This is a genomic window from Chryseobacterium sp. KMC2 (assembly GCF_016756935.1).
GTDB lineage: Bacteria > Bacteroidota > Bacteroidia > Flavobacteriales > Weeksellaceae > Chryseobacterium > Chryseobacterium rhizosphaerae.
Map to the genome: position 1 here is coordinate 156,351 of NZ_JAESIT010000007.1, position 19,698 is coordinate 176,048.

The window sequence follows — 19,698 nt, forward strand, 5'->3', positions numbered from 1 at the left end:
AAAAATGGCTTTTTTCAATAGGTAACCACCTTCTCTCTTTATGACTTATTTGTTTTCACAACGGGTAAAATTTTCTTTTACAATTCATTTGAAAAATATATTATTACGATTATTCTTTTTATTTCAAATTATTAAAGAAATGATAGATATCCGTATCCGTGGGAATGTTGAGTTTTTTTCTAATTCTGTATTTTTTCTGCTGGACGGTCCGATGCTGGATAAGCGTATAGCTGGCAATTTCTTTTGAGGTAAAATGTAACTTTAGCATGGCACAGAAAGTAAGCTCAGAAACTTCAAGATTAGGATTGATGGAGAAAAGCTGATTGATAAAATCTGGATAACATTCTTTAAACCGGTTAAAAAATTCAGGATCATTTCTCCTTCCCAATTCTAAAATTTCATCCTGCTGGTTATCATCCACGCTGGCTTTTAATTTTTCAGTTTCTGTTTTAAGCGTTTCTTTTTTCTTTTTCAATAAGTCTATAATTCTCCAGGCATATATTCCCAATACAGAAAAACCAATCCCTGATAAAAGAATTACCCACCGTATATTTTCATCATGCCGTTTAGTATCTTTTTTTGTTTCATCAATAAAAGATTCCATATCCTGATTAATGGTTGTATATATTGCTGTATTAGTTTTACTCATTGCATCATTATACGCATTCAGATAAAAATAAGCTTTTTCTCTATCTCCTTTTCTTTCATATACCATTCTGAGATCATTGTAGATATATTTGCTATAATTAGCATGTATACGCCGTGTTTTTTTATCAATTTCAAGAGCCTGTAAAAGCATTTCCTCTGCTTCATCATATTGTTCTTCTGCCTTATACCATTCCCCCATCATCGTATTGGCATAAAGTGCTATTTTATCTTTTTTTCCGGAAATATTGGTTTTATGATAGGCTGTTGCTATATACTTGTATGCCGAATCCTGGTTTCTGTACATATATATATAATCTCCTATGATACATTCTGCAAATCCTGTATCATCAAGCTTTTGAGCTTTCTGAAACAATTTCAATCCTTTCCCGTAGTCTTTCTTCAGGGCAAAATAGCTGCCCAGTTCAATATAGAGATCGAAAAGCAGCTTATCTTTTAATGGGGAATCATCACTTTTACTGAGGTTATTCAATGCTTCATTATAATCTTCAAAAGCTTTATCCGGTTTTGTAAGCGTAGAATTAAAGTGTCCGTACATAATATAAAATTTTGCTTTGTGCAGATTATTTTGAGAATTTTCCAGAATTTCCCTTGCTTTATCAAAAAGAACCCGGGTTTTTTGATAATTTACCAATGTAATATTCAGTTCAGCTATATTGATATAGCATAGAGCCTTACCATCTTCATAGCCCATTTGATCAGCTTTTCTGTAATATCTTGTATTAAGGCTTAGGAGAGAATCATAGTCTCCGGACAGTCTGAACTGTTCATTTTTCTTCCATAAAGTAGTATCAAAGTTTTTTTCATCCTGTTGACGGGCACGCTGATTGCACGAAAATAAAATAATCAGTACCATAAAAATAAGTGAACGGATCATTATACTTTCTAATTTTTTCCGATATAGTTTACGAATAAAAAAACTACTTTTTTCAATAGGGAACCACATTATTTATTTTTTATATTTCATTTGCTTCACAACAGTCCATTTTCTCACCATTCATCTGAGAACATACTTATCCTCCTTCTTTTTATTGTAAACGATCAAAAAAATTATAAATATCTTCTTCCGCCGGAATACTAAGTCTCTTTCTGATCCGGTATTTTTTTTGCTGAACCGATTTGTGCTGTACAAAAGTATAATCCGCAATCTCTTTGGATGAAAGACGGAGTTTCAACATGGCACAGAAAGCCAGTTCGGAATTTTCGAGATCAGGATTTATCTTCAGAAGGGCACTTATATAATCCGGGTATAGTTCTTTGAATTTCAACAAAAAAGAAGAATCGTTTCTTTTAACCAGTTCCACAACTTCCTGAAACTGTTTGGTATGCACTTGGTTTTTCAATTCATCCGTTTCTTTTTTCAAAGTCCGCTTTTTTAGCCTCATTCTATTGATAACCTTCCGAACATAGACCCCTGAAACAGTAATGGCAGTGATGGCTAAGGCAATAGACAGGGGCAGCTTATTTCTACTCCAGTCCGATTCGTTTTTCGTTTCGCCTATAAAATCATCCATGGTTTTATTCAAAGCAGCAAATTGAGCAGAATCGTCCCTTCCCTGTTCCTCCGTATATTTCTTAAGATAAAAATAGGCTTTGTCTTCTTCATGCATCTTTTTGTACACTTCTGCCAAAGCTTTATACACCTCCCCTATATGTGAAGGATGCGTGTATCTCATTTTTATATTAATCTCCAGCGCTTTCTTTAGATTTTTTTCAGCTTCTTTATAATTACCTATCTCATTATAAAAGCATCCTATCGTATAATATGCAAAAATAGATTCCTCATCATTAGGTTTCTGAATCTGCATTTTTTCTTTTGCTCTTTGAATATATATTCCTGCAAGCTCCGGATGATTTGAAAATAAATAATACCTTGTCACCATACAGTTACTAAATACTGAATTTTCTAACTCATTTGCTTTCAACAAATATTTCAATGAAGTTCCAAACCATCCTTTCTTCCCAAAATAAACTCCTCTGTTTAATAACAGCTTTGGAAAAAATTCATTGCTGAATTTTGAATTATTAGTATACTTTAAATAATGTAATGACTTGTCATTATATGCTAAGGCTTTATCATAGAACTTAAGATGATAGTAATACCTACTGTAGGTATCATAAAACAACGCTTTATGAAATGCGTTTTCAGAATTAAGCAGATCTTTTTCCGCTTTTTGAAAAAAAAACAGAGCCCTTTCATAATTCATAGCAGAACTATTCACCCCTGCAATATTAAGATAACAAAGTCCTTTACCTTCTCTATATTCCATTTTTCCGGCTTTTTTCAAATACTCTATATTCAGCTGGATAACAGATTCATATTTACCCAATGACAGTAAACTATCATTCTTACTCTGTAAATCGGTATCAAAGGATTCTTTCTCTTTTTCACTTATATTCTTTCCACATGAAACCAAGACAAGCAGTAAACCTATACAGAGGGTATAGATTTTAATATTTTTCATGACTTTTGAATATTACAATTTCACTTCTGATCATTTAACTTATTAATGCTGCTTGAAAAGATATTTTTTAACCCATTCATCTCTAATGATATCATTTATTTACCCATACCTACCTATGCACAATAAGAAATAACACCAAAAACAGAATCCAGTTAACATATTACCATATCTTTCAATTATTAATAATTCATCCTTATAAATATACACAATTTATTACATCAAACAAAGACTGGATATTAATTTCATAAACAATCCAATTTTTAGCGAATTATTTTCCATTTTTCAACCTCAGCCCATAATAAATGGACTAAAATACCTCTTTTCACTTAACAAAAACCGGGCTTTAGCCCTTAACTTTCGAGGCAAAATAAAAGAAAAAACATCAATATTATGAAAATTATTCTCCTTCCTTATTATTTCTAAATAAAGGGATATGTCAACATCCATTCAATTGAATCCTCTATTTATTGCAATTAAAAGAATTCAAATACCGAAAAAACTCAGCATATATTGAATACTCATACCCGTTGATTCCCGCTGTATCCAAAACTATTTGCATCTTTGTGCTACCATAAAACTTATGCATGACTATTGAATATAGAAAATTACGCCCGGCTGAGAGTACAATCTACAGAATGATCCGGCTGGAAAGCTTGAAAAAGTTTCCTGAATCATTTTGTGCCACCTATGAAGAAGCTCAAAATACGGAAAAGCTCAGAATGGAATTTGATATAGAAAATCAAACGCCGGAAAGATTTGTTTGGGGAGCATTTGCAGATGCTCAGCTTATAGGAATCTGTGTTTTTGTTAAAGATGCTGATTCTTCAGGAAATATCTACCAGATGTATGTGAAAGAAGGATTTCAGGGTAAAAACATAGGTTATGGATTAGTAGAGGCTGTGATTCATGAAGCAAGAAGATTATTTCATCCTATCGATATTTTCCTGGATGTAATCCCGACCAATGAAAGGGCTTACTATTTATACAAAAAGATTGGATTTAAAGAAGTGGAAAAAGAAACGGATTCTAATATAGTCATGAAGTATCATCATTAAAACGATTATTATGAAAAAACTACAGATTTTCCTATTTTCACTCTGTTTTTCAGCAGCTATAGCACAAAAACAGTACAGTATAGAACTTCTTTTCCTTACGGATACTCATGAAATAGCTCCACATGTTGAAGTCACTTTTATGAAAGAAAACAAAACTGGTGCTATGATTGTAAAAAAAGTAAAAGCCAACGATAAAGGACTTGTAAAGCTTAACCTCTCTGATACTTATTTTGGTACAAAAGACTCATTAATTATTCAGTCCTATTATTATACCAAGGATACCTATTACTTTGACTATCATGAAGAGTTGTCAAAAAACCAGTTTCCTTTCAAAAAGACCGTTATTCTTGAACATATTGTTCCTCCGACACTTGAGCAAATTAACAGCTCTCATGTTCCACCACCTCCTATGCTTCCCCAATCTTCAAATAACAAATCAAAAAAATAACGGTTGAGTTGGGTTTACATGAGGATCAATATAATTGACCTTTTCCTTAGAATGAAACTTATATAATGAACAGATGACCATTATAACTGAAAAAAACACCATGCAGAAGTCATTATTTCTACATGGCGTTTGGTGACAGTGGAACATTTCGGTTTTCGAAATTCTGCCCATCATAAGTACCCAACCGTTAGTTGTAAACTTTCCAAAGACAGATCGCACAAACTAAAAACTGATGAAGAATATAGAACAACTTCAAGAAAAATTCAGCAAAGCTCAAAAAAATTATAAAACGATTAAAAAAAACACAGAACAAAAAGTAATCAGATGGTTTTGGACAACTGACAGCATTTCTAATCTTGAGCCTTTTTATTTTGAGGAAAACCGCTTTCCAAAAGGCAGACTTCATAAAGATGAACCCGTAAAAAAAGAAAATCAGTATCAATATGGTGTTGATGACCATAATGAAATCATTGTTGAAAGACAATTCACGGGTCTAAAAGATTTATTTTACGAAGTTTTTTATATCAGGGAAAAAGATAACATAGAAAGCTACCGATTTGATTATAGCATGGAAAAAGAAATAGACCATGTGGAACTTTTCATGTATGAGCATTCAATATTAACTATTAGTTATGCTGTTTTTAAAGACGGTTGGATTAAATATATGTACACTTATAATAAGGGAAAACTGTCAACTAAGACAATGCAGCGTATCTATCAAAACACAGAAGTTCCTGATAGGATATTTGATTACTATTATGACGAAACAGGGCTGCTTCAATCTATAAAAGAAAAGGAGCATTATTGGTATAATAAGCCGAACAAGAAAATTAGCTACAAAAAATTAACCGACCTTGTATCAGAAAAACTTCTTGAAACTCTAAAGCAAAACATTTTACATTATAACATTCAGGAAAAAATCTATTGTATCTATATTTATTACTATCATGAGGAAATGCTCCCGCCTTCAATTGGATTTGGAACAGAGTCAGACCGTAAAGAATGGCTCAATGAAAAAGGGAAAGAAGCAAAATGGATAATTTGGAATCCAATAGACTATTCCCATTCCCTGGAAATTGAGGTAAACGAAGAAACTCAAAATCTGTTTAATTTATACAATCAAGAAACCTCTTTACATCAGAAAGAAAATAATACGATAAAAATGATTATAGAATGCTGTAAGAATTTAAAAAATAGTATTTCTGCATTTGAACTCAACAAAACGGATGATTTTGTGGTGGTTGCTTCAGACTATGAACAAAGCGATTTGAAGAAAAATTTTAAACTTATTAACCCTGAATTATTTTACGAATTTAAAAATCAGCTTGCGTAAAAAAGCTAGAGCAAAAAAGATTTTTATGTCAGTTTAGCTGAAGTGCAACGCTCAACAACAGTTTTTTAGTTGAACTTTAATAAGGATATTAGCTTTTATGTTTCATTTTCTCACCTGAACATAAAGCCGAAAAAAGGTAGTGATAATTTTATAGAACCAACCTACATCAACAAAAACGAACAAAATATGAAGACACTTGAAGATTTAATACACCTGGAAGAGCCGGGTTGGGAATTAGTAACAGAATGGTTAAATGAAGCCCAAAACGAGTATGAAATTTTACCAAAAGACGAGAAAAGAGCAGAAAAAGAACTTGTGAATACTCAAGTCACAACACGTTCGTCAATGGGTGCTGTAATCTACGAAACGGGCGGTATATTAATTGACAACGGCTGGCTTAGAATTTTAGGTTCAGGAAGTAAAAAACTAGACCGGGGTTTGGCTGAATGGAATAAAGGAAAAACTTTTAAAAATTATGGTGACCAACCCTCACATTTTTTAATTGCGGACGATGTAATCGGTGGATATTTTGCCCTAAACGCCGGCGGAATTGGAAGTGAGATTGGGAAAGTTTATTATTTACCACAAGACACTCTTGAATGGGAATGTTTAGACACCAACTATTCTGAATTTCTTTATTGGGCTTTGGTTGGTGATATCAATACGTTTTACGAGATTTTCAGATGGAAAAATTGGCAAGACGACGTAAAAAAAGCAAGTGGCAATCAAGTCTATTCATTTGTACCATTTTTGTGGACTAAAGAAGGAAAAGACATAGAAAAAACAGCCAGAAAATTAGTACCGATTGAAGAAAACTATAATTTGACTATAGGATCTGCAAAGCTTGCTCCATAGTACTCCGTTCAAATTGACCCGTTAATTCTTGTCAGTAATTATAAAACCTCTCGAAGGAGGAAGCACAAATTAAGCAGTCGAGGCGTAAATTAATTCATAGATGATTTTTAATTTCATGGTATTTGTATACGATTTTTAAAGTAGTACCTCATAACGTTTGCTACAGCAGTGTGTTTTTTTCGATATTTGCACATGGCTCTATTGATAACTTTGGATAATGTCTATAAACTGTACAATCTTGATCCTTCAAAAAAGACGGAAGGGATAGTTATTCTTAGTCAGCAAAATGACCCCAATAAGAAATATACAAGTCATAGTCGACTATTTGATGGTTTATTACTAGGGTTCATGGTACAAGGATCCATGAAATCGCAAATCCATTTTTTAGAGTATGAAATAAATACGGGTGATATTGCTATTTTACAACCACAATTGATGATCGACACAAAGTCATTAAGTGAAGATGCACAAATAGTAACCATTGGTCTTTCATTAGATTTTATTACAGAATTTCCCATTCTACGTGAGTTTGTAATGAATAATCAAATTAGATGGCAACCAATTATTAGACTTCAACCCGAAGACATAAAGCTTCAAAATGAATTATTGATCCTTATACAAAACTTCTATCATAAAAAACCGAGTCCTAATAAGACCCAAATGCTGCGGCATCTTGTTATGGTTCTCATTAGTATGATTTCTGAGGTATATTCTAATTCAGCGAATAACAAAAGCTTAGTAAAAAACCGAACACATGAGATTATAGACGATTTTTATCTACTCATTTCAAAGCATGCTAATGAACAAAGAAACGTTGCATTTTATGCTAAAAAACTACATTTAACACCACAGTATCTTTCCTCTTTCCTGAAACAGAAAACTGGAAAATCTGCATTACAGTGGATTGATCATATCACAATTCTGCATGCTAAAACCTTATTAAAATCTTCTAATTTATCAATTAAAGAAATTAGCAATGAGCTTTATTTTGAAGAAACCAGTGTCTTTTGCAGATACTTTAAAAGAATAGTAGGAATGTCACCAAAAACGTATAGAAACGAATCATAATGTATATCGTTTATGTACGAACACTATTTACAGATCGCTGAACATTATTAGCTTTCAGATTGTATGTAAACACCATTAAATTGTTAATACCTTCTTTTTATCTCTGTATAATTTTACAGCATGAAAAAAACAGGTAGAAAAGCAGCTATTGGATTTATATTTATCACGTTGTTGATTGATATTACAGGTTGGGGAATTATACTTCCCGTGGTTCCTAAACTCATTGGAGAGCTTATCCATAGTGACCTTAGTGAAGCTGCAAAATATGGAGGTTGGCTCGGCTTCGCTTATGCTATTACGCAATTTATATTTGCACCTATAGTGGGCAACCTCAGTGATCAATATGGAAGACGCCCAATTATTTTAATTTCTCTTTTTGGATTTTCTATTGACTATGTGCTATTAGCAATTGCCCCTTCCATGGGTTGGTTGTTTTTTGGAAGAATCATTGCAGGGCTTACTGGGGCTAGCCTTTCAACTGCCAGTGCATATATAGCTGACATATCCACCGATGAAGATAGAGCCAAAAATTTCGGCTTAATAGGTGCAGCTTTTGGATTAGGGTTTATTATAGGCCCAGTAATCGGGGGGTTACTTGGACATTATGGAGCAAGAGTTCCCTTTTATGTTGCGGCTATATTATGCATGGTTAATTTTCTTTACGGGTTGTTTGTACTACCAGAAAGTTTAGAAAAAGATAAACGTCGATCATTTAGCTGGAAGCGTGCAAATCCTATAGGAACATTTAATTTTTTGAGAAAACAATCAAAAATATCAACTCTTGTCGTTGCTTTAATTTTCGTGTATGTGGCTCTCCATGCTGTACAGAGCAACTGGCATTTCTTTACCATGTATAAATTTAATTGGACAGAACGAACGGTAGGCTTATCACTTGGGTTGCTTGGGTTATTAATAGGATTAGTACAAGGAGTTCTAATAAGATGGACAACCCCAAAATTAGGAGAACAGAAAAGTGTATATCTTGGGTTGCTATTCTATGCCTTGGGTTTAATGCTGTTTGCATTTACCAATCAGGGGTGGATGATGTTTGTTTTCCTTATCCCATATTCTTTAGGAGGAATCTGTGGACCGGCATTACAATCAATAATCAGTAAAAATGTCCCTTCAAATGAGCAGGGCGAACTTCAGGGGGCATTAGCAAGTTTAGTGAGTGCTACTTCTATTATAGGCCCTCCGATCATGACCAACTTATTCTATTATTTCACCCATGATGAAGCGCCATTTGAATTTTCAGGAGCACCATTTTTTCTAGCATCCATTTTAATGGCTATTAGTGCAATTATTATATATTTTTCTTTTCAACGAAAAAGTAAACAGTAATCTAAAGATTAAAAAAAATTAGTCAAATAACTTTTATACCATTTTTATTAAAACTATAGAGTAAATAATTGATTCTCCATCACTACCCATTTCCACAAATTTCAAATTGAATGTAAAAATCCAAAATATGTCAACACAGAGGAGGTAGGACGTTATTCAATTTGTAATGCAACTGGATAAAACTGGATACAAATACTGTCTTGTAGGCTACAGATTGTTCCTTATGCAAATTCACAAGAAAATCAAAATAAGTTTTCAAGTGATGAATACTTGTAATTATTTTCATAAGAGATCACAAATTAGTAAATTTAGATTAACTAATCAGATATTTCATACTTTGGAATGATTGGAAAATTATTTAATGATGGAGCAAAAGGATAGAAAAAATGAAATTACAGAACAGTTCTTATTTGAACTGGATAAACATTTATCAGAATTACAATCGGGTGAAATCGATGTTGCTTACGAAATTAATGAGTTTGCAGGACTACTCTTCATAAACCCCAATCACTTAAGTGATACTGTAAGTGCAGTCTTAGGAAAGTCTCCTTGTGCAGTATATGAGGAAAAAATTCTTGATATTGCAAAAGAATTTATTATACATTCTGAAATGCCAATCAATGAAATAGCCCAAAAACTGGATTATGACGCCTCTAACTTTACAAAATTTTTTAAACGACATACAGGAAAGACACCGATCCAACTAAGGAAGGCATTTCATAAGAAATAGTAGGTATGATCTCATACAATATATTAAAGCTGTGCATGAAGCTTAAGACAAGATATATACATAAAGCACAAATATCCTGGCAATAAGCCAGGATATTTGTGCTTTTAAAAAAACTACCAATTTATTGCTTCTCCGTCTCTGAATAAGCCTCCGGTTGGACCGTCTTTTGGTAAAGTTGCGGCCCAAACAATTCCATTAGCCCCTTCTGTAACAGATCGGGCTCCATAGTCTTCCAACCCAGGAGTAGTAGCAACAAATCCCGGGCAAACAGCATTTATCTTTATTTGATCTTCCTTCAATCTCTTTGCTAATTTCACTGTGAGTCCACTTAATGCTAATTTAGAGATAGCAAAAGCCGGTACATCCGCATAATAGCTTGCCAGACCAAATATGGGGTCACTAAAAGATCCTATACCAGAAGTTACATTTACGATAATTCCATTAGACCCTAATTTCAACAGAGGAATAAAAGACTGTATCATTCTTAGCGCACCAAAAAGATTTAAATCCAGTGCTTCTTTCATAAAATTTATATCTACTGTCAGGAGATCACTATCTTGATCAAAATAACCGCCAGCATTGTTAATTAATACATCCAATTTTCCATACTGCTGCGTAATTGATGCCACAAGATTTTCAACACTTTCTTTATCAGTAATATCCAACTGTTTGGCCTCTACACCCAGTTTTTCCCCAAGATTGGATACTACATTTAGATTACGAGCTGTAATAATTACTGTTAATCCTAATTCCTTTAGCCTTTTCGCCGTTTCATATCCTAAACCAGTATCTCTGCTTACACCGGTAATAAGGACAACTCTATTTTCAAACATATTTTAATTTTTATACTTAAATTATAAATTATATTTTTCAAATTTTACATGCTGATCCCTTCCATCAATAGCTGTTGCTATGACTCGGTAAACTATTTTACACGTTAAAAATTTCTTAAAGAATATTTTTTAGAATTCAGAAGATGGGCAGGATTCCACTACCCCAGCATTTTGTATCCAAAAAGGATATAATATTTCCAGACTGGATGGTTATTTAAATTTTGCAGCAAACGTCTGAGCTACAATTTTGCCATTTCTAATGATATAGGTGTCTGTTGTGAAATCTGTTTTGGATGTTTCCCAAGTCAGATATGCTACTTCACCTACTATGGTAACCGTTTTTACTTTCAGATTGGTAGTAGCTGGAGGAAAGTAATCTTTATATACTGTTTCAAATTGCTTTTTGATTTCCTTCAGTCCTTTTACATAACCTTTTTCATTGACCCCTTCCACAATAATTACAGCATCTTCTGCATAGTCTTTTAATGTTTCATCAACATCCCCTTTACTAAAAGCCATCATATGATGCTCAAATACTTTTCTCGTCACTGCTGAACTTACTTCTTGTTTTGATTGTGCTTTTACATTGTTCCCTCCCAAGAAAAGGCTACCTAAAATAATAGCAGGCAAAACACACTTTTTTGTTATCATCATAAAATATTAATTTATTTATTACGCTGTAAAGTTATAGTCTGATGCTTCAAAAAAAATAGTATCCTTTTCTGTTTTTACTAGAGAAGCTATAAAATATTCCAAAAATCTATGTAGCTTCAATCATATCCTTTGAGCAGATTATTTTAAACAATGACAATACTGAACAAAGATTGTTTGGATTTGTCCTATTAAGTGACCTCACTGGTACAAAACTCAAACTCTTTATTGGAAGATTTAAGAAAACTAAGTATTCTTGATGATGTATATCCATCTCAATAAGTCATTTTCAAATGCGTGCAAATTATCATCCTATAAATTAAACATATTTATCATTCTTTTCAGAAAGATTCATTTATATTGAAACTCCTAATTACCCTTACGGAAAACATTGGCCAACTTTCAATGAAAGTAAACGATAGTTCATCTTTGTTGTTAAACATTATTGAGAACATTTATGAATTCAAAAATATAGGGGTTCTTAATTGTAAAACCTTCAAAGGAAAAGTTCATCAAAATAAATATTAAAATTTCCAAATTATTAAATTACTCAATTACCTAAAGCATATTTAATTTATTTAAGATTGTGAATGCCCTTCAAACTGTAATATTTCTCAACTGTTAAATTACCCGTACTGTGGTTTGATTTGGCATAATTCAGTATATCAAGGTCTGAAAAAATAATCTCTGGCCCAAGTCCAGAGATTATTAACTAATTAAAAAAATGATATAAATCAAAGAATTTTTATTATAGAGACAGGAGCCATCCCATGAAGTCCCTTGAAAATATAATTGGGATCTGGAAATAAGTATCCCAAATCGATAGCTTAGGGTATATTATTGTCAGCAGTAATTACTAAAATTCCATACATCAGGCTAAAATAACAGTTATCGGGTTATACTTAACGCCCCTCCTGCAAGTGGAAATGCCCCTACTCCCTCAACAATATAAAAGTGAGTGGGATATTTTACAACCCAAACATTAAAGCTCTCTCTCTGAACAGTTTGTCTTGGGGCGAGATTATATGAAGGATTGGTAGGGCCTGTAGGATTTGTATCTGTATCATTTGCTATAGCAGTAGCCAAAACAGCAGAACCTTGACTTACAAGATTTGGAGCATACAAAAAAGGTTGAGCATTATCTAAATTCCATTGTCTGGGTTCCCATATTGCTCCAGATACAATATAATTATTATCTTTAAACGGTACAGCAAAATCAATCCTGAATACGGAGTAATGTAATCTTTTAACTCTGGCAATATTTACAGCACCTGGTAATATTGTTGCCAATCCACCATCTGGCCCTACTCCTGTTCCTGTTGCTGCATAATGTTCAAAATTCACTTGCGAATATCCACTAACACTTCCTCCATTTCCACTTACGTGCGAAAATAACCTCCACTCAGAACCATTCCAAAAGTAATATCCGGGCTGTAAATTGGCGCCCTTATTGTAAACAAGAAGCCCATTATATAATAATTTTTATTATTTCTATAACTAGGGATCATTGTAAACCCAATGAATTACTATTCACTATCTTTATCCCTTATATTAAATTGATCCGGGGAAGTAATATTCTATCCCCAGTGAGAGGGCTGGGAAATAATATTCCCAGCTATATATTAAGACATTTGTGTTTTGTTTCAGAAAATACAACTGCATGATTTTCTAGACAGGTGCAATATTAGATAAAAAGAACCCTAACACTAAAAAAAACAGTTTTCACATCTACTTTCACCCCTACTTAGTTATACTCAAAGCAAATAACAAACTGAATATCAGTAAATAATTAAAAGGTTTTTATAATATATAGATTCAAATCAGTTTCTGTAGGAAGATTAATTTTCTTACGAATCCTATGCTTTTTATTCTCCACAGCACGGATAGTTGTGTTAGTCGCAATTGAAATTTCCTTTGTGGTTAAGTTTAGTTTTAATAAAGCACAGATTTCTAGTTCTGATGAGATGAGATTTGGGCAGACTTCTAAAATTTTTTCAAAAAACTCAGGAAATTCAGATTTAAAATAGGTAATAAAAAGTGAGTTTTTACTCATTGCTAATTCATACAATTCATTGGACGAACTTATCTTATCTGTTTTCTTTATAAAGTCATTAAGCTTCTCTTTTTCTATATAATATTTTATGATCATTTTTTCCTTCCTATGTATAATATACATCCCAACAAAAGTGCAAAAGGAGATCTCCAACGCCTTATAAACTCTTATATACCAAAGTTTTACAGGAGATAGATTTTGATGAAGAGATGAAAATATAGAATAGTCCGTGATGATGTTGATCAAAAAAAATATTACATAGGTAACCACAAGCATAAAAATGATATACTTATCCTTATCATAGTCAAAAAAAAATGCTACAGCTATGGTAAGAGAGATATATGACAGATAATTCATAGCACCGTTTCCACTTATAGTATCACAGTAAAAAATCACCAATCCCAGAAACCAGAAAAGAAGCATTAAAAGATATTTGTTAAACCGTATCTTATCCGGCCAAAGCAATGTACACAACATAAAAAGAACCATTCCGAAGAATATTCCACCATACACAGGTTGATTTAAAAAGAAAACATTCAGGACTACATTGCAACCAAGAATCAATACAAGTACAAGAGTATAAATATCAAAGTAAAGACTTTTTTCATACTCAATCTCATCAGCAGCCAGCTGCCTTTTTTCTTTTATATAATTTAACATGATAATTTATATAATCCAAAATAGGGCATTTTTTCACCAAAATATCTGTCATTTAATCCAAGTACATTACACTCAAGAAAATACACCTGCAAAACCTCCAATAACAACAATTTACCTCCTTAATTTAGTTGTAAGAATTTCCGAAAATAACAGATTTTTCTCGTCAAAAAATCTAAATTTTACTTGAAATTAAAGCCTTCCGTAATCATGTCACAGGGTAAAACCATAAAATTTTCTTAGAAAAAATTCTCTTCTCTGTAATTATTTTAAGCTGCTGCATTGTTAGTCCAAGCCTTGTTTTGTACCACTCAATAGTTATTAATCTGAATTTTTACAATATCCAACGAAGTTATATTGTAATTTGAGAAAACTCACCATAACGCTCTGTTTATAACAATGAAACAGGCCTGCCATATAGAGAATTCCACCAATGATAACTCCCCGTTGCAGCATTGTAGGTTTCCATAAAACTAGGCCAGTCGGTATTAGAGATTTCGGTTTCAAATACTTTTGATCCATTTTGGGTTCCAATCTCATTACCCAGCATACTCTTATAGTATCTTTTCACCACTTCCCGTGCTGATTCCTGTATTAGTATCTATTATTACATGGGTCTTCCATCAACTTAAAAAAAATTTTACGAGAATTGAAGAAATCCGCAAAATGGCAATTAATAAACGATTACTATGTTCACGTTTATATTTTTTCCGTCTTATACGTAATTCTGTTTATTGCGGACTTATAAAAGTAAAAGGTAGCCCTGAAGAATAACAGGTGATAAAGGGAACACGTGAAGCATTGATTCCTGAAGATTTATTTTATAAAGTCCGGAGAATCATTAATACAAAAAAGAAAGGTTACAGCCAAATCAGATAATTTGGAAGCAGTGTTTTTTCTAAGAGGATTTTTAACATGTCCAACTTGTGGCAAAAAACTAACCGGAAGCTTTTCTCAAGGTAAGACAAAAAAATATCCCTATTATCATTGCTATGCGCGCTGTAAAACCAGGGTTAATGCAAATCTTCTCAACAATTGCTCTTTCACAGGTAAAAATTTTTTTTGTTGTAGAAATATTGAAATTCGATGACTATAACCAATTAAAAAAAGAGTATCTAATTAATTCCCAATGCCTAATATTAAATTAAAAAATATTAACACACAAAATCAACTATTGGATGACAACCAGTTTTTTGATTTTTTCAAGGCTTCCCTGAATTGGACATAGCGGATAAAAATATCTCAGTAGAACAAGCCATTGCTTTATTAGCAAAAAAGGGTATTCAAGTAGATTATAATGAAATGACAATTATAGTAGACTTTCTATATCTTATCGCAAAAAATTACAAGAAACCCATAGTAAAGAAAGTTTCAAAACCTTAATGAGAAATCGAACTTTTGAAAACCTCACGGGATAAAACAAAAAGCATTTTTTTAGAAAATTTTGTTCAGGCTTTTAAAGGATATAGTTTAAAAATCCAACTATAAATATTTCAAAATCAATACATTGAAATACAACAACATGCAGGCGCAAAAAAAGGAGACAAACTTTAACAGTTGTCTCCTTAAGTGACCCGGCTGGGATTCGAACCCAGGACCCATACATTAAAAGTGTATTGCTCTACCAGCTGAGCTACCGAGTCGGTCATCTACTTTTTGATGTTTCCATTTTCAAGTAAATCCCTTTGTTTAAGGGACTGCAAAGATAGAAAAATACTTTTTAACTCCAACTTTTTTTCACACTTTTATTCGATAAATTTCACGCCACAGAAGAAGTTTGCAGATTTACAGTCATCCATTGACGACTCCTTTATTTCTAAGTAATTGTTAATTAAATTATTGCTCACAAAAACGCCATGCGAAAAACAACACATGACGTTTTACTGAATTCATACCTTAATTTTCTCCCAATCCTGAAAAGTCGTTTATTCTTAAAAGTAACAGACAAAGAATACCTCCTTACCAAACATCGAAAAAAAGAAGTAGTTCTTATTTATCCACATTACATTTATTTTTAAAAATCCCAACTAAAAACAACTGCTATACTTGGCCATGGATTCAATCCCCAAAGCCCCTGAGAAGCTATTGCATTTTTACACGATCATACTGATATTGTTGATATATAACAACGTATTCCTCTGAGTTCGGATTAAATAATAGAAAAGAAGAGAGGAAATAAAGGAATCATCTATCTGCTCAAAAAGAGTTACCTATAAGCTCTCTCTATAGTAACGATGATATTGAGACAAAAAAGATCGATTTGAATGCTATCTTCATTGAAAAGGTTCAATTTGAACACCAAAATTAAACTCAGCACTTAAACACATCCACTTATTAACAAGCCATTACAAAGCAAAAAAAAACGGACAAAACATTGTAAAAAATGCTTCATCCGTTCAAGTGACCCGGCTGGGATTCGAACCCAGGACCCATACATTAAAAGTGTATTGCTCTACCAGCTGAGCTACCGAGTCGGTCATCTACTTTTTATGTTTCCATTTTCAAGTAAATCCCTTTGTTTAAGGGACTGCAAAGATAGAAACTTTTTCTTTATCTCCGCTATTTTATTTAAAAAAAATCATTTTTTTCACGGGCTATAATGGATGCACATAAGCCTTTCTTCTCCTTCCCTTTTGAAACTAATTCTAAATCAAGCGATTTGGAATTTAAAAACTCAAAACAGCTTAGTTGGAAAAATTAACAAAATGAGGGATATCTGTTGCAAAACTGTTCATTGGCAAAAGATTATTTCTATTGCTGTTAAAATCAAAAACAGAATTATTATCGAAAGGAACACGGGGATAATACATGAAAGAAATTTGAATCCTGTTGAAAACCAGAAAAGGATTATTGATTAACACGCCAATTCCTATCTTGGTGTTTGCATTTGTTTTCAGCAGTTTATCATTGGGCATCCCCAGCCATCCGACTGCCGCCGTTAGATAGGGACTGAAATGGAAATTCTTCCAGGTTTTATTGATAAAGAGTTGTAGCTGATATCTTAAAACCAACTTTTTGGTTCCAATATAATCTGAATTGTAAACAGGGAATTCATCTGCAGCAGAAAGATTGATTCTGTCTTTATAAGAATAATTATGCTGTGGGTTTCCCAAGGCTAAAGTGGGAGAAAAGAAATGTCTTGCTTTGGCAAATTTCCAATCCATGAGATTTGTAAAATACGTTCCATCCAATCGGAAAGATTCACGATTGGGGTCATCTTCATTAAAAAATCTCCCAAACTGAGCTTTCACATTGAAATATCCCAGCTTTGCAAAGGTACCATAAGACGCAGAAATCCCTATATAAGGCTTCACGTCATTACTTCTAGACAAAGCTCCTGCCGTGAAATTCACCGAATTACCATACGCGATATCCTCCGGTAAATCATATTGAAAAATATTCTTCTGAACCGAAAAACTTCTGTGAATATATCCTACAGACATCAGAAAACTGTTGTAAGAGCTAAAATATTTATACTGGTCGATTCCGGGACTGTCTTTATACTGATAATTCTGAAACCTCCCTATCACGGCAATATTACCGGAAACCTTCTCGTTTGGATCAGATGAAACAGGAATCTGATACCCACCCCATAAATCCTGACTGTACACTTTGATCTGAACTTCCGGAAAACTAGTCTCCGTTTCCGTTGGCAGTAAAACATTCCGCATAAAATATTCGAAACTAAAACCACCGGCCCACTTTGTCAAAGGGGAGAAAAAGTCTCTTCTGACATTGAAGTTGATTCTTTCATTTCTAAAAAAATCCCGTTCCCCCAGCACCTGAGCATTGATATAAGAACCAAAAAGATTATAGGCTGTATAGCTCCCGAAAAGATAATCCTGCTTTTCTTTGGAATCATTTCTATACAGGAAATTCAATTCGTGGCCTAACCCAAATACATTTTCTTCCGTCACTCCCAACCCAATTTTACTTCCTGAATAGCTGACTCTGGGTTTCAGACTCCAGGAATCAAGGACTTTCACAACAATATCAATAGAATCCTTACCGGAAGTACTGTCAGAAACACTGATATTAACCCTGTTTATAAAAGGCATCGTTCTCAGCAAACGTTCAGATTCGTAGAGTTTCTGAGCATTATATTCTTCGCCTTCCTCAAAAAGCAAATAATTATTAACGGTGGAATTTTTTGTATTAGAATGAAGATGATTGGTGATCCAATCATACCATTTGGATTTTACTTTACTGTCTTTAGAACCATATCCAAAAGGGTCAATTGTTTCTATCCGGATATTTCTGATGTATTTTTTATTATAAGCTTCCTGCGACAGTTTTTCAGTCCTGGTTTTAACAGAAGTAGAATCTGCCTCCCTACGGAATATAAAACGATGAATAAATTTGGTGACTTTTCTTTGATCAGAAAATTCTTCTATTTTGTAATAGAGCGAATCTTTTTTTTCCTGTGCATGTAAAAAGAAAAAACCACTTAGAAAGAAAAATACAATTAGAATCGATTTAGTCATTAGTCATCAAGAATTCAATAAAGTTTATAATATCAATTTATAAGCCAATATAGGCTAAAAACTTACTAATATCTTAAAATATTCACAAACAAAAAAATAAGAAATTCAGTGTTGTTTTAGATATTTAATCTTACAATAGCTCCATATTTATTCTATTATATTTCCTGTGAACTATTTAGAACATCTTTAATTTTCACACGTAAAAACTAAAAAAGACCAAATAGCTGACTTTATTATCATTCTTCATTATATCGTGACTACAGAATAATAATTGCAATCAATTAATATTTCAGGAATCTATCTTTATGAATTTCAATAGTACAGATAAGCAGTTTATTGCATCTGTTGATCCAACATAACAATTCAATTGAGTTAAATATTTGTCTACCTTTTGTATCAGAATAGACTTTTTATATAATGAATAATACATGGTATTTTGAATGAATCAGCTTATCATCTCTATAAAAAGAATGGATTTTATGAAGTAGAGCATCAAAATGACAAAGAGGAAATATCGAAGGTTATTGTGATGAAATATACTGTATAAAAAGAACTACAAAATTGTAGTAATTTCAAGAACATCTACATTGTTTTTTGCAAAACTTACTCTGCCATTTCCTAAATAATCCTTGTATTGGTAAATGTAACAGCTTTCATATATTAATAATAAAGATCATTGCAATTACAATGATCTTTATATTATTTGTAAGGCACGAGCTAGAAGCTCGCGCCAGCGTAAGATTATAATACCTTGCCCCATAATAATACAATCCTGTATCCTCATCAAATTCTTTTGCATCAAATTTGAATGGATTATTATATGATCCGTCCATTTGTTTCAACATGGTTTCTCCGAATAGTAAATTTAAGAAAAATTGTGTTGCCTCACCCTGAGAATTGGTAACAAATGTTGCTGTTCCCAAATGATCCACATAAAATAATATAAATTCGGCCGCTGCCATATTTCTTCAAGCTCTATACAAATATCGCTTCCCAAACCGGACTCTTCTAAATGAGTTTTTATTTGATCACTAATTCTGATACACAAGGAATGATCTT

At 32.8% G+C, this 19,698-nt stretch carries 16 protein-coding genes and 2 tRNA genes; 7 read left to right on the top strand and 11 right to left on the bottom strand.

Features of this window, described 5'->3' with window-relative positions; genetic code table 11:
- Nucleotides 1-118 precede the first annotated feature (118 nt).
- Nucleotides 119-1,543: a tetratricopeptide repeat protein gene (locus tag JML65_RS10380; protein ID WP_202270809.1), complete on the bottom strand. Its 1,425-nt coding sequence runs from the start codon at nucleotides 1,541-1,543 to the stop codon at nucleotides 119-121.
- A gap of 151 nt (nucleotides 1,544-1,694) precedes the next feature.
- Complete coding sequence (locus tag JML65_RS10385; protein WP_202270810.1) at nucleotides 1,695-3,131, bottom strand: tetratricopeptide repeat protein; 1,437 nt, start codon at nucleotides 3,129-3,131, stop codon at nucleotides 1,695-1,697.
- Between the two features lie 584 nt (nucleotides 3,132-3,715).
- Between JML65_RS10385 and JML65_RS10390 the strand changes: the two genes are divergently transcribed.
- The 7 genes from JML65_RS10390 (at nucleotide 3,716) to JML65_RS10420 (ending at nucleotide 9,961) form a co-directional block, all read left to right on the top strand.
- Nucleotides 3,716-4,186 carry a GNAT family N-acetyltransferase gene (locus JML65_RS10390; RefSeq protein ID WP_202270811.1) on the top strand — a complete coding sequence of 157 codons (471 nt, stop codon included), beginning with the start codon at nucleotides 3,716-3,718 and terminating at the stop codon, nucleotides 4,184-4,186.
- A gap of 10 nt (nucleotides 4,187-4,196) precedes the next feature.
- Nucleotides 4,197-4,634, top strand: coding sequence for a hypothetical protein (locus JML65_RS10395; protein WP_202270812.1), 438 nt, complete (start codon nucleotides 4,197-4,199; stop codon nucleotides 4,632-4,634).
- A gap of 232 nt (nucleotides 4,635-4,866) precedes the next feature.
- Nucleotides 4,867-5,967, top strand: coding sequence for a hypothetical protein (locus JML65_RS10400; protein ID WP_202270813.1), 1,101 nt, complete (start codon nucleotides 4,867-4,869; stop codon nucleotides 5,965-5,967).
- Nucleotides 5,968-6,153: 186 nt separating this feature from the next.
- A complete protein-coding gene (locus tag JML65_RS10405) occupies nucleotides 6,154-6,822 on the top strand; it encodes a DUF2625 domain-containing protein (protein ID WP_202270814.1) in 669 nt (222 codons plus the stop codon).
- A 192-nt stretch (nucleotides 6,823-7,014) separates the two neighbouring features.
- Nucleotides 7,015-7,890 carry a helix-turn-helix domain-containing protein gene (locus JML65_RS10410; protein WP_202270815.1) on the top strand — a complete coding sequence of 292 codons (876 nt, stop codon included), beginning with the start codon at nucleotides 7,015-7,017 and terminating at the stop codon, nucleotides 7,888-7,890.
- Nucleotides 7,891-8,010: 120 nt separating this feature from the next.
- Complete coding sequence (locus JML65_RS10415; RefSeq protein WP_202270816.1) at nucleotides 8,011-9,231, top strand: TCR/Tet family MFS transporter; 1,221 nt, start codon at nucleotides 8,011-8,013, stop codon at nucleotides 9,229-9,231.
- Nucleotides 9,232-9,592: 361 nt separating this feature from the next.
- Entirely contained in the window at nucleotides 9,593-9,961 is a 369-nt protein-coding gene (locus JML65_RS10420) for a helix-turn-helix domain-containing protein (protein ID WP_202270817.1), read from the top strand.
- A 113-nt stretch (nucleotides 9,962-10,074) separates the two neighbouring features.
- Here the strand turns inward: JML65_RS10420 and JML65_RS10425 are convergent, their stop codons facing one another.
- The 9 genes from JML65_RS10425 to JML65_RS10465 form a co-directional block, all read right to left on the bottom strand.
- A complete protein-coding gene (locus JML65_RS10425; protein ID WP_202270818.1) occupies nucleotides 10,075-10,794 on the bottom strand; it encodes an SDR family NAD(P)-dependent oxidoreductase in 720 nt (239 codons plus the stop codon).
- A 210-nt stretch (nucleotides 10,795-11,004) separates the two neighbouring features.
- A complete protein-coding gene (locus JML65_RS10430) occupies nucleotides 11,005-11,448 on the bottom strand; it encodes a nuclear transport factor 2 family protein (protein ID WP_202270819.1) in 444 nt (147 codons plus the stop codon).
- An 885-nt stretch (nucleotides 11,449-12,333) separates the two neighbouring features.
- A complete protein-coding gene (locus tag JML65_RS10435) occupies nucleotides 12,334-12,789 on the bottom strand; it encodes a hypothetical protein (protein ID WP_202270820.1) in 456 nt (151 codons plus the stop codon).
- Nucleotides 12,790-13,234: 445 nt separating this feature from the next.
- Nucleotides 13,235-14,158: a helix-turn-helix transcriptional regulator gene (locus tag JML65_RS10440; protein ID WP_052184608.1), complete on the bottom strand. Its 924-nt coding sequence runs from the start codon at nucleotides 14,156-14,158 to the stop codon at nucleotides 13,235-13,237.
- A gap of 388 nt (nucleotides 14,159-14,546) precedes the next feature.
- Entirely contained in the window at nucleotides 14,547-14,726 is a 180-nt protein-coding gene (locus JML65_RS10445) for a hypothetical protein (RefSeq protein WP_202270821.1), read from the bottom strand.
- 999 nt (nucleotides 14,727-15,725) lie between these two features.
- Nucleotides 15,726-15,798 (bottom strand) — tRNA-Lys (locus tag JML65_RS10450).
- A 758-nt stretch (nucleotides 15,799-16,556) separates the two neighbouring features.
- A tRNA-Lys gene (locus JML65_RS10455) sits at nucleotides 16,557-16,629 on the bottom strand.
- Between the two features lie 210 nt (nucleotides 16,630-16,839).
- Nucleotides 16,840-18,639: a hypothetical protein gene (locus JML65_RS10460; protein ID WP_202270822.1), complete on the bottom strand. Its 1,800-nt coding sequence runs from the start codon at nucleotides 18,637-18,639 to the stop codon at nucleotides 16,840-16,842.
- A 653-nt stretch (nucleotides 18,640-19,292) separates the two neighbouring features.
- The gene (locus JML65_RS10465; RefSeq protein WP_202270823.1) at nucleotides 19,293-19,601 is read right to left on the bottom strand and encodes an RHS repeat domain-containing protein; all 309 of its coding nucleotides are present in this window, start codon (nucleotides 19,599-19,601) and stop codon (nucleotides 19,293-19,295) included.
- Between the last annotated feature and the right edge of the window lie 97 nt (nucleotides 19,602-19,698).

What these genes read in the sequence shown, in the direction of transcription:
- JML65_RS10415 (WP_202270816.1), top strand. Translation starts at nt 8,011, where the DNA reads ATGAAAAAAACAGGTAGAAAAGCAGCTATTGGATTTATATTTATCACG.
- JML65_RS10380 (WP_202270809.1), bottom strand. Translation starts at nt 1,543, where the DNA reads ATGATCCGTTCACTTATTTTTATGGTACTGATTATTTTATTTTCGTGC.
- JML65_RS10410 (WP_202270815.1), top strand. Translation starts at nt 7,015, where the DNA reads ATGGCTCTATTGATAACTTTGGATAATGTCTATAAACTGTACAATCTT.
- JML65_RS10440 (WP_052184608.1), bottom strand. Translation starts at nt 14,158, where the DNA reads ATGTTAAATTATATAAAAGAAAAAAGGCAGCTGGCTGCTGATGAGATT.
- JML65_RS10390 (WP_202270811.1), top strand. Translation starts at nt 3,716, where the DNA reads ATGACTATTGAATATAGAAAATTACGCCCGGCTGAGAGTACAATCTAC.
- JML65_RS10420 (WP_202270817.1), top strand. Translation starts at nt 9,593, where the DNA reads ATGATGGAGCAAAAGGATAGAAAAAATGAAATTACAGAACAGTTCTTA.
- JML65_RS10385 (WP_202270810.1), bottom strand. Translation starts at nt 3,131, where the DNA reads ATGAAAAATATTAAAATCTATACCCTCTGTATAGGTTTACTGCTTGTC.
- JML65_RS10430 (WP_202270819.1), bottom strand. Translation starts at nt 11,448, where the DNA reads ATGATGATAACAAAAAAGTGTGTTTTGCCTGCTATTATTTTAGGTAGC.
- JML65_RS10465 (WP_202270823.1), bottom strand. Translation starts at nt 19,601, where the DNA reads ATGGCAGCGGCCGAATTTATATTATTTTATGTGGATCATTTGGGAACA.
- JML65_RS10460 (WP_202270822.1), bottom strand. Translation starts at nt 18,639, where the DNA reads ATGACTAAATCGATTCTAATTGTATTTTTCTTTCTAAGTGGTTTTTTC.
- JML65_RS10425 (WP_202270818.1), bottom strand. Translation starts at nt 10,794, where the DNA reads ATGTTTGAAAATAGAGTTGTCCTTATTACCGGTGTAAGCAGAGATACT.
- JML65_RS10405 (WP_202270814.1), top strand. Translation starts at nt 6,154, where the DNA reads ATGAAGACACTTGAAGATTTAATACACCTGGAAGAGCCGGGTTGGGAA.
- JML65_RS10400 (WP_202270813.1), top strand. Translation starts at nt 4,867, where the DNA reads ATGAAGAATATAGAACAACTTCAAGAAAAATTCAGCAAAGCTCAAAAA.
- JML65_RS10395 (WP_202270812.1), top strand. Translation starts at nt 4,197, where the DNA reads ATGAAAAAACTACAGATTTTCCTATTTTCACTCTGTTTTTCAGCAGCT.